The organism is Vibrio sp. NH-7 (genome assembly GCF_053643215.1).
Window position 1 is genome coordinate 3,064,639 of record NZ_CM132187.1, and the last position, 13,624, is coordinate 3,078,262.

The following is a 13,624-nucleotide window of genomic DNA, read 5'->3' on the forward strand; positions in this document are numbered from 1 at the left end:
GCTTGCCTTTGAAAAGCAAAGATTAACCAGCTAGTTGACCAACGAATGGGTTTGCGAAAGTAAATAGTAGAGCGATTACGATACCGATCATTGGAACCGCATCCAGTAGACCCGCGATGATGAACATCTTAACTTGTAGCATTGGTGCCATTTCTGGTTGACGTGCAGCACCTTCTAGGAATTTACCACCTAGTACTGCGAAGCCGATTGCAGTACCTACTGCACATAGACCAACGATGATTGCTACTGCGATTGCTGAAAAGCTCAATACAGTTTCCATTACTATCTCCAAATATACTTTTGACTAATAAGAGTTTAAAAAATTAGTGATCGCTGTCTTCGTGTGCCATTGACATATAAACAATCGTTAGCATCATAAACACGAAGGCCTGAATCGTGATTACCAGAATATGGAAAATCGCCCACGGAAGTGAACCCATCCATTGAAGGAACCATGGTAGCATTGCCGCACAAAGAATGAATACAACCTCACCTGCGAACATGTTACCGAATAGACGCATACCAAGTGATAGAGGTTTCGCTAGTAGCGATACCACTTCAATCAGTAGGTTAAACGGAATCATCGTCCAGTGATTAAATGGATGTAATGCTAATTCTTTGGCAAACCCACCTAGACCTTTCACTTTGATGCTGTAGAAAATCATCAGAGCGAATACGCCTATTGCCATTCCCATGGTGATGTTCGCATCAGCAGAAGGTACTATCTTAAGATAAGGAATACCTAGCCAATGCTCTGCTGGGTAAGGTAAGAAATCGATAGGCACAAGGTCCATCAAGTTCATTAAAAATACCCAACAAAAGATAGTCAGTGCGAGAGGGGCAATCAATGGGTTGCGTCCATGGAACGTATCTTTGACGTTTTCCGCGACAAATTCTACGATCATTTCAACAAAACATTGAAGCTTACCCGGCACACCTACTGTCGACTTCTTAGCTACTTTGTAAAACACTCCTAAGAACATTAAACCAGTGATCCAAGAAAACAACAGGCTATCGATGTGTATGTTCCAGAAACTCGTCTCTTCCGCCACTAACCCCAACTTGTAAGTTGAAAGGTGAGTAAGGTGGTGAGTGATGTAACCGGAAGCTGTTAGCGCTTCACCTGGCGCAGCCATAACTCATCCTATTTTTTGTTGTTAATGAATAGCGCTGGCGCAAAGATGTTAATCCCAAGTACCAGCAAATAGGTTAGTTTCAGGGGAACGAGTTCCACCTGCATATACATGTAAGCAACGGAAAAGAGTGCCACTGTGATGAGAATCTTTAGTGCTTCCCCAGTGTAGAAAGACGCAGCAACCATTTTGGCAGCACGAGCCCCTACAAAGAGAAAAGCACACAAGGCAAATACAGCATTAGCGATAACAAAAATGCCACCACCAATTAGCGCTGAAACTCCCCATTCAGTATTTACAGCAATCGCCATTCCTGCTGCCACTAACGTAACCGCGCCCATTTCGATCAACAACAATCGCTTAGCAAGCTCTCGTCCTGGTCTAGCTAACGCAGCCACCATGTATTCGTACCTCTAGTAATATCCACTTTGCACGACTTCACTCTGTGCTGGGAAATTGGCAAAAATTATACGGTCAGTGTGCCTTAATGCAATTAAAAGCCCGCAAAAAGTTACATTTTTGTTTACAAACCGACAACTTTCGCACAAAAAATAGTTTTTTACATAATTGATTGAGATCAATTATCTCATTTAGCTCTCTAGCTTGGCAATCAGTTGCTCTAATTTGTGAGGCTCATCAAGACTAATCGTCACTTTCGACTTTCCACTAGGGTTTCGGACAATAGCAACTTTACCCCCGAGCATTGCACTCAATTTTTGTGACAATTCTTGTATCTCCACATCTTGAGGAGCATTTTTATCTTCAACCGCCGGTTGCAGACATTTTTTTACAAGTTGTTCAGTTTGACGAACCGTTAATTGCTTCTTGGCTACTTGCTGTGCAACTTCGATTTGTTGTTCGCCCTCAAGAGCTAGCAGTGCTCGAGCATGCCCCATATCGAGCAAATTGTCTGAAACCAAACCTTTTACGTCATTTTCTAACTGATTAAGACGTAATATGTTGCTGACAGCCGCTCGAGATTTACCAATCACATCAGCGACCTGCTGATGAGTCAGTGAGAACTCTGTTTGCAAACGTTCTAGCGCAACCGCCTCTTCAATCACGTTGAGATCTTCGCGTTGAATGTTTTCGATCAATGCCATCGCGATCGCCGCGCGATCTTCCACATTTTTGATCACACAAGGCACTTGTTTTAGACCCGCTTTCCGCGCCGCACGCCAGCGCCGTTCACCCGCGATAATCTCAAATTTGTCGTGTTCAACCTGACGAACGACAATCGGCTGGATAATGCCTTGGGATTCAATCGACGCTGCCAACTCCTCTAGTGCCTCAGGTGACATATCTTTGCGTGGTTGATAAACGCCAGGCTTAAGACTGTTGATGCTTAAGTCGGTCAATTCACCTTCAGATGAGAGCTGTTGACTCTGGAGCGCATTTTGCTGTTTTTCACGCGCTAGCGAACTAGTCGAAAGCAGAGCATCAAGCCCTTTACCCAAACCACGTTTAGACATGAGACGGAGTTCCTTTGGTTGGTTTATGCAGGTACTTCTTCACGGCGAAGCATTTCGCCAGCAAGCGCGAGATAGGCTTTTGCGCCTGCAGAGTATTTGTCGTAGTACATGGCTGGTTTACCATGGCTTGGCGCTTCAGCCAAACGAACATTACGAGGAATAACAGTGCGGTACACCTTGTTGCCAAAGTGCTTCTTCAGTTGATCGGACACTTCATTCGAGAGCCGATTGCGAGGGTCATACATGGTGCGCAGCAACCCTTCAATCTTTAGGTTCTCATTCACCACGGCCGCAAGTTTACTGATTGTGTCCATTAACGCCGTTAAACCTTCTAATGCAAAGTACTCACACTGCATAGGAACCAAGACCGAATCCGCTGCGGCCATGGCATTGATTGTAAGAAGGTTTAGAGAGGGAGGACAATCGATAAAGATGAAATCATAGTTATCGCGAACTGACGCAAGAGCGTGCTTTAGGCGTACCTCTCGAGCAAAGACTTCCATTAGCTTGATTTCAGCCGCCGTTACATCTCCGTTCGCGGCAATCAGATCATAGTTTCCTGATGTGTTCGTACAAACCACTTCAGAAAACGGTACATCTTCGACGAGAAGTTCATAGGCAGTCGCATCGACTTGATACTTGTCAACGCCACTGGCCATGGTTGCGTTCCCTTGTGGATCAAGATCAATCACCAAGACTTTACGCTTAGTCGCAGCCATAGAGGCCGCTAAGTTGATACAGGTTGTTGTTTTACCAACTCCACCTTTCTGGTTGGCGATCGCTACGATTTTACCCACAATGGACCTCGCTATTATTCCTTGCGCGATAAGATTACTAGATGACGCTCACCTTCCAATTGAGGAACATTCAAAGCTTTGATGTCGGTCACACAACACCACTCAGGAAGTTCATCAATCTCACCCTGTGGTAATTGCCCCTTCAGTGCCAAAAATAGTCCTGTCTCGGCTTTTGGAAGGTGGTGACACCAACTAACCATATCTACCATAGATGCGAATGCACGGCTCAGTACGGCATCAAATTTTTCTTCTGGTTGAAACTCTTCGACGCGACTTTGAATCGGCATCACATTTTCGATCTTCAGCTCATGGAGTGCTTGTTTGATAAAACGGATACGCTTGCCAAGGCTGTCGAGTAAGTGAAAGTGCTTATCTGGACACATAATGGCCAGAGGAATTCCCGGAAGTCCAGGACCTGTGCCTACATCAATAAAGCGCTCACCTTGTAAGTGAGTGCTAACGATAATGCTATCTAGAATATGTTTCACTAGCATTTCTTCGGGATCACGAACCGAAGTCAAGTTGTACGCTTTGTTCCACTTATTAAGCATTTCAACGTAACCAACCAGCTGGTTACGTTGCAGTTCAGACACTTCTAAGTCAGTTTGCGCGATGAGTTCATCAAGCTTATTACGAAGTTGGCTCATTACGCGACCTCACCTTTTTTTAAAATGCCTTGCTTTTTCAAGTGAACCAGCAAAATGGAAATCGCAGCTGGTGTAATACCAGAAATACGAGAAGCAATACCGATGCTTTCAGGTTTCGCCTCCGTCAGTTTTGCGACTACTTCATTGGAAAGGCCACTGACTTTCGAGTAATCCATATCGACAGGTAGTTTCGTGTTCTCGTGGCGCAGAGATTTTTCGATCTCATCTTGCTGTCGCTGGATGTAACCTTCGTATTTCACTTGGATTTCAACTTGCTCAGCGGCTTGTTGATCCTCAAGAGCAGGCGCAAAACGATCCAGAGCCGTGAGCTGTGAATAGGTCATCTCAGGACGACGCAGAAGATCTTCACCACTTGCTTCACGAGACATTGGCGATTTTAGAATCGCATTAAGGGCATCGATACCTTCTGACTTAGGATTCATCCACGTTTCTTTCAGACGTTGACGCTCTTTTTCCATGTTGTCGATTTTTTCGTTGAAACGTGCCCAACGCGCATCATCAATCAAACCTAGCTCGCGAGCTTTTTCTGTCAAACGCAAGTCTGCGTTATCTTCACGCAACAAGAGGCGGTATTCTGCACGAGAAGTGAACATGCGGTACGGTTCTTTGGTACCCATGGTAGACAAATCGTCAATTAGCACGCCCATGTAAGCTTGATCGCGACGTGGGCTCCAGCCTTCTTTACCTTGGCTGTGCAAGCTTGCGTTCAAGCCCGCCATCAAGCCCTGTGCAGCAGCTTCTTCGTAACCCGTTGTGCCGTTGATTTGGCCGGCAAAAAACAGACCGCTAATAAATTTGGTTTCGTAAGTCTGTTTCAAATCACGTGGGTCAAAGAAATCGTATTCAATCGCATAACCAGGACGAACAATGTGCGCGTTTTCAAACCCTTTCATCGAACGCACGATCTGAACCTGAACATCAAATGGTAAGCTGGTGGAAATACCATTTGGATAGAGTTCGTGAGTCGTCAAACCTTCTGGTTCAATGAAAATCTGGTGGCTGTTTTTGTCAGCAAAGCGCATCACTTTGTCTTCAATCGAAGGACAGTAACGAGGACCAATCCCTTCAATCACCCCAGCGTACATTGGACTGCGATCAAGGTTGTTGCGGATCACTTCATGTGTACTTTCGTTGGTATGCGTGATGAAACATGGGATTTGACGAGGATGCTGAGTGCGTTGTCCCATGAATGAAAATACTGGTGTTGGATTATCACCATGTTGTACTTCCAACTCTGAGAAATTGACACTTCGAGCATCGATCCTTGGAGGTGTCCCTGTTTTAAGACGATCAACACGGAATGGGAGCTCACGGAGACGATCAGCTAGCGCGATCGAAGGTGGATCCCCAGCTCGACCACCTGAAGAGCTCTCCATACCAATGTGGATCTTGCCACCTAAAAAGGTGCCGACGGTAAGGACCACGGCTTTTGCTCGAAACTTAAGCCCCATTTGAGTCACAACACCTACAGCGGTGTCATTTTCCACAATGAGGTCATCCACTGACTGTTGGAAAAGCGTTAAGTTGTCAGCATTTTCAAGTGCTTCACGAACATACGCTTTGTACAGGGCACGGTCTGCTTGCGCTCGAGTCGCTCGTACAGCTGGGCCTTTAGAGGCATTGAGCGTTCGAAATTGAATACCCGCATGATCGATAGCCTGAGCCATTAAACCACCCATGGCATCGACTTCTTTGACTAGGTGACCTTTACCAATACCACCGATTGCTGGGTTACATGACATTTGGCCCAAAGTATCGATATTGTGAGTAAGCAAAAGGGTCTTTTGACCTGTCCGTGCAGATGCTAATGCGGCTTCCGTTCCTGCGTGACCGCCACCAACAACAATGACGTCAAAGTTTTCGTGATAGAGCATGAACTGACCTCAGGTATTCAATCAAGCTATAGAAAGATAAAAGAGCGTTATTCTACCTTCTTTCACAGAGTGTGGAAACGCTTTTGAGACTTTTCATTTAAAGGCTTGAAAGACTTATATATATAAGATCTATATATATGATCTTTTATTAGATCTATTATTAGGATTGACGATCTCTGTGGATAACTCAAAAATGATCAACAAGATCATGGATCTTTAATGGATCTTAATCTGTGATCAGCCATTGATCAGATCGAGGATTTCCTGAGATCAAAATTGATGGTTATACACAGGGGTAAAAAAGGATCCGAGTTGTTATTGGGATAACTATAGGAAAGTCACTGGATTTGATCTAGTTTATCCACAGGTCGAATGGTTGCTTTTTGACCAAGTGAACTTAAAAGTGGTGGGAGAAGTTATTCACAGAGAGGAAATCAGAGCCGAAAAACGACTCTGAATTGGGGATTAGAAGCGTTCAATATGTTCTAGTAACCAAGTTTCAGCTGCATCTTCGGGAACTGAGTGGCTGAGTACATCGATGGTTAAGCAGTCAGTAATGGGGGCTGCACCAATATCTTCCAGAAGGTCATGGGCATGTTTTCCAGCGGCACAGAAGGTGTCGTAGCTCGAGTCACCAATCGCGATCACGGCATACTTAACCTCACTCATTTTAGGTGGTGTGTTTTGCAATGCGCTAATGAAGGGCTGAATGTTATCTGGATATTCGCCCGCACCATGCGTTGATGTGATAACAAGCCATGTCCCTTTGTTTTCAATATCGTTAATGTCTGGTTGGTTGTGGATTGTGGTTGCAAACCCTTTCTCAATCAGAAGATCGCTTAGGTGGTCACCCACATATTCAGCTCCGCCTAAAGTGCTGCCTGTTATAATGTGAATCATTGTTCGTCCTTTACTAAAAGAAGTGCGACCTAGAAGTCGCACTGTCGATGATTATTTACCAATACAGAAAGAAGAGAAGATGCGGCCCAGTAGGTCGTCTGAGCTGAACTCGCCGGTGATTTCACTCAAATGTTGCTGAGCGATACGCAGCTCTTCTGCCAAAATCTCCCCAGCCATATAGCCCTCAAGCTGCTGTTGACCAATGTCTAGGTGTTCGGCTGCGCGTTCCAGTGCCTCTAGGTGTCTGCGACGAGCCATAAAGCCGCCTTCATTACCTCCAGCAAAGCCCATGCACTCTTTTAAATGGCTGCGTAGTGACTCGACACCTTCACCCGTCTTCGCTGACAGGCGGATAAGGGTTGGATCGTTGACATGGCAAATGCCAAGATCTTCGCCGGTTTGATCGGCTTTATTACGGATCACTGTCATACCAATATTCGCTGGTAGGCGATCAACGAAGTCTGGCCAAATTTCTTTTGGATCGGTGGCATCTGTGGTTGTGCCATCAACCATAAAGAGTACGCGGTCCGCTTGAGCGATCTCGTCCCAGGCACGTTCAATGCCGATTTTCTCGACTTCATCAGAGGCGTCACGCAGACCTGCGGTATCGATAATATGCAGTGGCATGCCATCGATATGGATATGTTCACGCAGCACGTCACGTGTGGTCCCTGCGATGTCGGTCACAATGGCCGACTCTTTGCCTGATAGTGCATTGAGCAGGCTTGATTTACCCGCATTCGGACGACCTGCGATAACCACCTTCATGCCTTCACGCATAATCGCACCTTGGTTCGCCTCTTGGCGTACCGCACTCAGGTTATCAATGATGGCTTGCAGATCACCTGCTACTTTTCCATCAGCCAGAAAGTCGATTTCTTCTTCTGGGAAGTCAATAGCCGCTTCGACATAGATGCGAAGGTGGATCAGGGATTCGACCAGAGTGTGAATACGTTGCGAGAACGCACCTTGCAGTGATTGTAGGGCGGATTTAGCCGCTTCTTCCGAACTTGCATCGATCAAGTCAGCAATGGCTTCTGCTTGAGCGAGATCGAGTTTGTCATTTAAAAATGCGCGCTCTGAAAACTCCCCCGGTCTTGCGGTACGAATCCCCGGTATTTGTAGGATGCGTTTTATTAGCATGTCCATCACGACAGGGCCGCCATGACCTTGCAGTTCAAGGACATCTTCACCAGTGAATGAATGCGGGTTCGGGAAGTATAATGCGATACCTTGGTCAAGCTGGGAGCCATCTTTCGAGGTAAAGGGTAAGTACTCTGCATAACGTGGGCGCAGTGTTTTCCCTGTTACCTCTTGAGCGACTTTCTCTGCCTGTGGGCCGGATACTCGAATAATGCCGACGCCGCCACGACCAGGGGCGGTTGCTTGGGCGACAATGGTATCTGTAGTCATAGTTGTGCCTGTAGAATCTCGGTGCCATTGCATGGCAAATAAGTAATGTGATGAATTGTAATCAGCTCAAATAAAAAAGGCGACCTTTTGGCCGCCTTTGATAATAATTTCGCATTAAAGGTTACTTAGAGTGTAAGCCTTTTTTCTCCAATGCTTTGTAAATAAGCGTTTGTTGGATAAGCGTTACGATGTTCGATACTAGCCAGTATAGAACCAGACCTGATGGGAAGAACAGGAAGAAGAAAGTAAACATAACCGGCATAAAGGTCATGATCTTCTGCTGCATTGGATCCGTCACGGTCGTCGGGCTCATCTTCTGGATTAGGAACATGGATGCACCCATCAGCAGTGGCAAGATGTAGTACGGGTCTTGCGCTGAAAGGTCATGAATCCAACCGAAGAATGGCGAGTGACGTAGCTCAACCGATTCCATCAGTGCCCAGTATAGTGCGATGAAGATAGGCATCTGTAGGATAAGAGGAAGACAGCCACCTAGCGGGTTCACTTTCTCTTTCTTGTACAGTTCCATCATTTCTTGACTCATGCGCTGACGGTCATCGCCAATACGCTCACGCATTGCTTGCAGTTTAGGTTGCAGCATGCGCATTTTCGCCATAGATGTGTATTGCGCTTTCGTTAGTGGGTACATGGCACCACGTACGATGAACGTCAAACAGATGATTGCCACACCCCAGTTGCCAACAAAGCTTTGAATAAACGAAAGCAGTGAGTGCAGAGGTTTCGCAATGAACCATAGCCAGCCGTAATCGACAACCAGGTCTAGGTTTGGTGCAACTTCAGCCATCTGGTCTTGAAGTTTTGGACCGACCCAAAGCGTTGCCGTCATTTGAGCGCTGTCACCGGTTGCGATGGTTTTGTTCGGCATACGAACGCCGATATCGCCAAGATTGCCAATAACGCGAGTGTATAGGTTGGTGCCTGGCTCGTTGCGTGGAATCCATGCTGATGCGAAGTAGTGCTGGATCATTGCCGCCCAACCTTGACCATCTGGCAGGTTTAGAGACAAGTTACGATCTTGCATATCTTCGAAGCTGTATTTCTTGTAGCGCGTATCTTCTGTTGAGTATGCGCCACCACGGTAAGTTGGCATTGTGATGCTGCCACCAGCGTCAAGAAGGTTTTGACGTAGGTGAGCGTACATACCGAATGTCGCGTTGTTGCCAGAATTGTTCACAACGTTGTATTCAACGTCGATCGCGTAGCTGCCACGCTTAAGGATGAATGTCTTAGTGTACTCTAAGCCGTTTGCTGCGTATGTCATTGGAACGCGAAGTTCATCTTGGCCATCTGCTAGAGTGAAGCTATCCGCGCTGACTGCGTATGCAGGACGGTTAGTACTGCTTAGGTCGATACCTTGAGGGCCAACAAGGCCACTTTGAGCGATGAACTGGTGACCAGGCTCGTTTTTAAGTAAAACGAATGCATCAGCAGAATCCATCTCAGCCGAGTATTGGTTTAGATCTGCGTGAATGACATCACCACCAACTGTATCAATCGACAGAGTCAATGCATCAGTGGTCACGGTAATCGTTTTAGCAGAAGCTTGCTGACCAGGAGCTGGATCTAGCTCGTCAGCAAAAGATGGGGCAGGTAGAGTACTGCTTGATTGAGCCTGCTCAACCGGCTGAGGCGTTGGGTTCTTTGCAACTTGCCATTGTTGGAACAATAGGAAAGAAACCAGTGCTAGCGCGATTAACAGGATATTACGTTGAGAATCCATCGTTAATTGTCTCTGTCTTGTTTTTGGACTGGTGGAACGGGGTCGTATGTCCAACCCTTTTTATTTAAAGGGTTGCATTTTAATAGACGTTTGCTTGATAACCAACACCCTTTTACAAAACCGTGAGCTTTCAACGCTTCAATGGCATAAGTAGAGCAGGTTGGAGTAAAACGACAACGCGGTCCAAGAAGTGGACTAATAAAGCCTTGATAGAGTCGGACGAGGCCGATCGCTAACCGCGAGAGGGGCGAGACAGACGCTGCCATAATTTATCAAACAGTTTAAACATTTCATCGTTGCTTAAATCTTGCGCGCTTTTCTTGGCAATAACAACAAAATCTTTGTTAGGAAGCTGATGTTGTTTGTTACGAAAGCTTTCGCGAGCGAGACGCTTGAAGCGATTACGACCAACAGCAGTTTTAATCTGTTTCTTCGGAACGGCTAAACCTAGTCTTGGGTGAGATAAGGAATTTTTGCGAGCAATGATAGTGAAATGAGGAGAGCCAGCTCGATGAGCTTGCTGAAAGACATTTTGATAATGCTCGGGAGTTAACAAGCGTAACTCCCGATTGAACGCGTACGTATTCAAAATAATCGAAGATTACTTAGAAAGACGCTTACGGCCTTTAGCACGACGTGCGTTGATTGTTGCACGACCGTTCTTAGTAGCCATACGTGCACGGAAACCGTGAGTACGCTTGCGCTTTAGAACTGAAGGTTGAAAAGTGCGTTTAGACATGGTTATTACCTTTACTGATCAGTAGTTTTAGGTCAATGTTAACCCGGCGTGGGTATACGAGGTCTTCTCTATATATAAAGAGGACAAACCGACGCCTCTCAACAAAGAGGCGGAATTGTAATCACAGTCACACAAAGTGTCAATCTTTGTGCAAGCGCTAAATTCCGGCCGAGCGATTATACGTAGTGTGAGCAAAATCTCAAGGATCAAACGATCCTCTTTTGTGATCTTTACTCTGCACCAACTTGTCGAAGGAATTTTTGTAAGCGAGGATCTTGTGGATTTCCAAAGATATCTTGTGGAGAACCTTGCTCAACAATGTGCCCTTCTGCCATAAAGATCACCCGATCGGCGACCTCTCTAGCAAATTGCATTTCATGGGTGACCACCAGCATGGTCTGATGTTTTGTAGCTAAGTCCTTCATTAAATTAAGAACTTCACCCACCCATTCAGGATCGAGTGCCGATGTTGGCTCATCGAAAAGCAGCAGCTCTGGTTGTAGAGCCATAGCGCGTCCGATACCCACACGCTGCTGTTGACCACCAGACAGCGCCGCTGGATAACTGTCACCTTTATCGCCTAAGCCAATATCATCAAGAATCTCTTGCGCGCGTTGAAGTGCGTCTGTTTTTTTCCAACCACGCACAGTCATCAGCCCTTCAGCGATGTTTTGTCTCGCGGTCATGTGGGCGAAAAGCGCATAGTTTTGGAACACAAAGCCTGTCTTACGACGCAAAGCGAGAACTTCGGCTTTGGTGTGATTTTCACTATCGACGCTGACATCATCAATCGTGATAACCCCTTTGTCGGCATTCTCTAAGAAATTTACTGTGCGAAGTAATGTCGACTTGCCGGTTCCGCTAGAGCCAATAATGACGATGATCTCACCTTGTTTTATCTCAAGGTCAATCCCTTTTAGCACTTCAGTATCCCCGAAGCGTTTTTGAATATTACTCAGTTTGATCATCGTACGTACGCCTTATTGAGTTTAGCTTCTGCCCAGATTTGAACACGAGTAAGGATAACCACCACACCCCAGTAAATGAGTGCAACCGCAAGAAACGCTTCAAAGAAACGGAAGCTTGATGATGCCTCCATTTGTGCTTTGGCCATAATCTCGGCAACGCCTAGCGTAAATGCCAGTGACGTTGATTTGATCATATCGATGAAGTAGTTCATCAGTGAAGGCAAGGCCACACGAGTCGCTTGCGGCAAAATGACGCGACGCATCGCTTGTGTCGTCGTCATGCCGACTGAGAGGCTCGCTTCCATCTGGCTACGATCAATACCAATAATGGCAGCGCGAATACTTTCTGCCATGTAGGCGGCGAAGTGTAAGGTCAAACCGATGACAGCGGCACTGAAAGCATCTAGTCCGACCATCCATGGGAAAATCTGTGGTAAGCCGTAGTAAAGCAAAAACAGCTGTACTAACAGAGGCGTGCCACGGAAGAAGCTGATATACAGCTGGCTCAGTTGATCGAGCACTGGAACCTTGAATACGCGGATATTGGCGAGAATCACTGACAGTATTAAAGAGAAGATCAGACCCCAAACGGCCATCTCCATAGTTGTTCCCAGATACTTAAGCAGTATCGGCATCAACTCCAGCATGTAGTTAAAATCGAATCCCATAACGTGTCCCAGTGTATAACGACATAGAAAAGCAAAACCCACTGCAAAGGAAGGAAAGCAGTGGGTTAGAAAAGCCTACTTCAACAAAAGTAGCGGAGTGGTCACATTATTTAGTGATGTCTGCACCAAACCACTTTTCAGAAATTTGCGCTAGAGTACCGTCTGCGCGCATTGCTGCAAGTGCTTGGTTAACTTCTGCTTGCAGTTTTTTACCATTTTCATTGTTTACAAATGGCCAAGCATTTTGAATCGTTTCAAACGGTTCGCCTGCAAGTTGAAGAGGAAGACCTGTCTTTTTGATTAGCTCTAGCGCTGAAAGGCGATCCATGACGAAGGCATCTGCACGACCCAGTGCGACATCGTGTTCAATACCTGTGTCGTAAGTCTTGATATTGATCTTGCCATCTTTATCGTAATCACGCAGTAGCTGTTCAAAGTTTGAACCTAGGTTTACAGCTACCGTCTTGCCCGCAAGATCTTGAACACCTTTGATCTCGTCGTTGCCTTTACGAACTGTAATTTGTGCGCCATCCACCACGTATGGGTCAGCAAATAGGTATTTTGCTTTACGAGCGTCTGTCATTGTAATTTGGTTAGAAATTGTATCGATGCGGCCTGTTTCTAGTAGACCGAACAAACCAGAGAAGTTTGCGGTTACGTATTCCACTTTGTAATCATTACGTTTACCAATCTCGTCCCATAGGTCCACTTCGAAGCCTTGTAGCTGATCTTGTTTAACGAAAGTGAATGGGAAGTAACGGCCAGACATGCCGACTTTGACTTCCGTAGCAGCCTGCACAGTCGCAGCAGACAGAGCGATTGCTGCAACTGCAGCCTTAAACCAGATTTTCATAGTACAACTCCATATAATTATGGGGAGAAATATTACTGTTACTTTAGTTAATTAGATAAATAACTAAGAGCAATATCCTAGATAGTAGAGTAATAAGGTTGATATTTTGTTCTAAATCTTACGGGTCGGAGGATTATTTTTCGATCCTGTGAAGGTGGCGATCGATATTTCATGCACAGAGTTATCACCAGAGTCAGGATCGGGTGGAAATTGCCCTTATGTGGATCAATGTGTGAGTAAAAATGGGGCAGTGTGTGGGGATCCGCCGAATAATGTCGAAAATATTGTGAATAACTTGGATCTTATTCACTGGATCGTCGATCTATTGCTAGCGATCTTGGTTATCAACAGGTAAAATTGCCAATCTTTTCCAATCAATTACTTCGAGTGGGGGCACC

Annotated in this window: 16 protein-coding genes; all 16 read right to left on the minus strand. The window is 45.8% G+C overall.

The genetic code is table 11. The features are described from left to right. Window positions 1-22 precede the first annotated feature (22 nt). Window positions 23-280 carry a F0F1 ATP synthase subunit C gene (gene atpE / locus ACUALS_RS14275; RefSeq protein ID WP_000450922.1) on the minus strand — a complete coding sequence of 86 codons (258 nt, stop codon included), beginning with the start codon at window positions 278-280 and terminating at the stop codon, window positions 23-25. 43 nt (window positions 281-323) lie between these two features. Next, window positions 324-1,136: a F0F1 ATP synthase subunit A gene (gene atpB / locus ACUALS_RS14280; protein WP_005476192.1), complete on the minus strand. Its 813-nt coding sequence runs from the start codon at window positions 1,134-1,136 to the stop codon at window positions 324-326. A gap of 8 nt (window positions 1,137-1,144) precedes the next feature. Continuing rightward, window positions 1,145-1,534 (minus strand): F0F1 ATP synthase subunit I, encoded by a 390-nt coding sequence (locus ACUALS_RS14285; RefSeq protein WP_005476182.1) that lies wholly within the window; start codon window positions 1,532-1,534, stop codon window positions 1,145-1,147. 189 nt (window positions 1,535-1,723) lie between these two features. Next, window positions 1,724-2,605, minus strand: a complete 882-nt coding sequence (locus tag ACUALS_RS14290) for a ParB/RepB/Spo0J family partition protein (RefSeq protein ID WP_038191819.1) — start codon at window positions 2,603-2,605, stop codon at window positions 1,724-1,726. Between the two features lie 23 nt (window positions 2,606-2,628). Continuing rightward, window positions 2,629-3,402 (minus strand): ParA family protein, encoded by a 774-nt coding sequence (locus ACUALS_RS14295; RefSeq protein WP_005476196.1) that lies wholly within the window; start codon window positions 3,400-3,402, stop codon window positions 2,629-2,631. A 14-nt stretch (window positions 3,403-3,416) separates the two neighbouring features. Next, window positions 3,417-4,049, minus strand: coding sequence for a 16S rRNA (guanine(527)-N(7))-methyltransferase RsmG (rsmG, locus tag ACUALS_RS14300; protein WP_038141376.1), 633 nt, complete (start codon window positions 4,047-4,049; stop codon window positions 3,417-3,419). Continuing rightward, window positions 4,049-5,944 carry a tRNA uridine-5-carboxymethylaminomethyl(34) synthesis enzyme MnmG gene (gene mnmG, locus ACUALS_RS14305; RefSeq protein ID WP_454448569.1) on the minus strand — a complete coding sequence of 632 codons (1,896 nt, stop codon included), beginning with the start codon at window positions 5,942-5,944 and terminating at the stop codon, window positions 4,049-4,051. The genes rsmG and mnmG overlap by 1 nt, the downstream gene beginning before the upstream one ends. Before the next feature lie 465 nt (window positions 5,945-6,409). After that, complete coding sequence (mioC, locus tag ACUALS_RS14310; RefSeq protein WP_454448570.1) at window positions 6,410-6,844, minus strand: FMN-binding protein MioC; 435 nt, start codon at window positions 6,842-6,844, stop codon at window positions 6,410-6,412. A 51-nt stretch (window positions 6,845-6,895) separates the two neighbouring features. Next, window positions 6,896-8,257, minus strand: coding sequence for a tRNA uridine-5-carboxymethylaminomethyl(34) synthesis GTPase MnmE (gene mnmE, locus ACUALS_RS14315; RefSeq protein ID WP_454448571.1), 1,362 nt, complete (start codon window positions 8,255-8,257; stop codon window positions 6,896-6,898). 121 nt (window positions 8,258-8,378) lie between these two features. Beyond that, window positions 8,379-9,998, minus strand: a complete 1,620-nt coding sequence (gene yidC / locus ACUALS_RS14320) for a membrane protein insertase YidC (RefSeq protein ID WP_038141369.1) — start codon at window positions 9,996-9,998, stop codon at window positions 8,379-8,381. A gap of 2 nt (window positions 9,999-10,000) precedes the next feature. Continuing rightward, on the minus strand, window positions 10,001-10,264 hold the full coding sequence (gene yidD, locus ACUALS_RS14325) for a membrane protein insertion efficiency factor YidD (protein ID WP_072016668.1): 264 nt from the start codon (window positions 10,262-10,264) through the stop codon (window positions 10,001-10,003). After that, complete coding sequence (rnpA, locus tag ACUALS_RS14330) at window positions 10,231-10,554, minus strand: ribonuclease P protein component (RefSeq protein ID WP_050796250.1); 324 nt, start codon at window positions 10,552-10,554, stop codon at window positions 10,231-10,233. Before rnpA ends, yidD begins: the two co-directional genes overlap by 34 nt. A gap of 45 nt (window positions 10,555-10,599) precedes the next feature. Continuing rightward, on the minus strand, window positions 10,600-10,737 hold the full coding sequence (gene rpmH / locus ACUALS_RS14335) for a 50S ribosomal protein L34 (protein ID WP_038141364.1): 138 nt from the start codon (window positions 10,735-10,737) through the stop codon (window positions 10,600-10,602). A gap of 230 nt (window positions 10,738-10,967) precedes the next feature. After that, window positions 10,968-11,705: an amino acid ABC transporter ATP-binding protein gene (locus ACUALS_RS14340; RefSeq protein ID WP_038141360.1), complete on the minus strand. Its 738-nt coding sequence runs from the start codon at window positions 11,703-11,705 to the stop codon at window positions 10,968-10,970. Further along, on the minus strand, window positions 11,702-12,373 hold the full coding sequence (locus ACUALS_RS14345; protein ID WP_005472539.1) for an amino acid ABC transporter permease: 672 nt from the start codon (window positions 12,371-12,373) through the stop codon (window positions 11,702-11,704). The genes ACUALS_RS14340 and ACUALS_RS14345 overlap by 4 nt, the downstream gene beginning before the upstream one ends. Window positions 12,374-12,479: 106 nt before the next feature. After that, window positions 12,480-13,226, minus strand: coding sequence for an amino acid ABC transporter substrate-binding protein (locus ACUALS_RS14350; RefSeq protein ID WP_039478832.1), 747 nt, complete (start codon window positions 13,224-13,226; stop codon window positions 12,480-12,482). Window positions 13,227-13,624: the final 398 nt, after the last annotated feature.

What these genes read in the sequence shown, in the direction of transcription:
- mnmG (WP_454448569.1), bottom strand. Translation starts at nt 5,944, where the DNA reads ATGCTCTATCACGAAAACTTTGACGTCATTGTTGTTGGTGGCGGTCAC.
- ACUALS_RS14290 (WP_038191819.1), bottom strand. Translation starts at nt 2,605, where the DNA reads ATGTCTAAACGTGGTTTGGGTAAAGGGCTTGATGCTCTGCTTTCGACT.
- ACUALS_RS14345 (WP_005472539.1), bottom strand. Translation starts at nt 12,373, where the DNA reads ATGGGATTCGATTTTAACTACATGCTGGAGTTGATGCCGATACTGCTT.
- ACUALS_RS14350 (WP_039478832.1), bottom strand. Translation starts at nt 13,226, where the DNA reads ATGAAAATCTGGTTTAAGGCTGCAGTTGCAGCAATCGCTCTGTCTGCT.
- yidD (WP_072016668.1), bottom strand. Translation starts at nt 10,264, where the DNA reads ATGGCAGCGTCTGTCTCGCCCCTCTCGCGGTTAGCGATCGGCCTCGTC.
- atpB (WP_005476192.1), bottom strand. Translation starts at nt 1,136, where the DNA reads ATGGCTGCGCCAGGTGAAGCGCTAACAGCTTCCGGTTACATCACTCAC.
- atpE (WP_000450922.1), bottom strand. Translation starts at nt 280, where the DNA reads ATGGAAACTGTATTGAGCTTTTCAGCAATCGCAGTAGCAATCATCGTT.
- yidC (WP_038141369.1), bottom strand. Translation starts at nt 9,998, where the DNA reads ATGGATTCTCAACGTAATATCCTGTTAATCGCGCTAGCACTGGTTTCT.
- rpmH (WP_038141364.1), bottom strand. Translation starts at nt 10,737, where the DNA reads ATGTCTAAACGCACTTTTCAACCTTCAGTTCTAAAGCGCAAGCGTACT.
- ACUALS_RS14285 (WP_005476182.1), bottom strand. Translation starts at nt 1,534, where the DNA reads ATGGTGGCTGCGTTAGCTAGACCAGGACGAGAGCTTGCTAAGCGATTG.
- ACUALS_RS14340 (WP_038141360.1), bottom strand. Translation starts at nt 11,705, where the DNA reads ATGATCAAACTGAGTAATATTCAAAAACGCTTCGGGGATACTGAAGTG.
- rsmG (WP_038141376.1), bottom strand. Translation starts at nt 4,049, where the DNA reads ATGAGCCAACTTCGTAATAAGCTTGATGAACTCATCGCGCAAACTGAC.
- mnmE (WP_454448571.1), bottom strand. Translation starts at nt 8,257, where the DNA reads ATGACTACAGATACCATTGTCGCCCAAGCAACCGCCCCTGGTCGTGGC.
- mioC (WP_454448570.1), bottom strand. Translation starts at nt 6,844, where the DNA reads ATGATTCACATTATAACAGGCAGCACTTTAGGCGGAGCTGAATATGTG.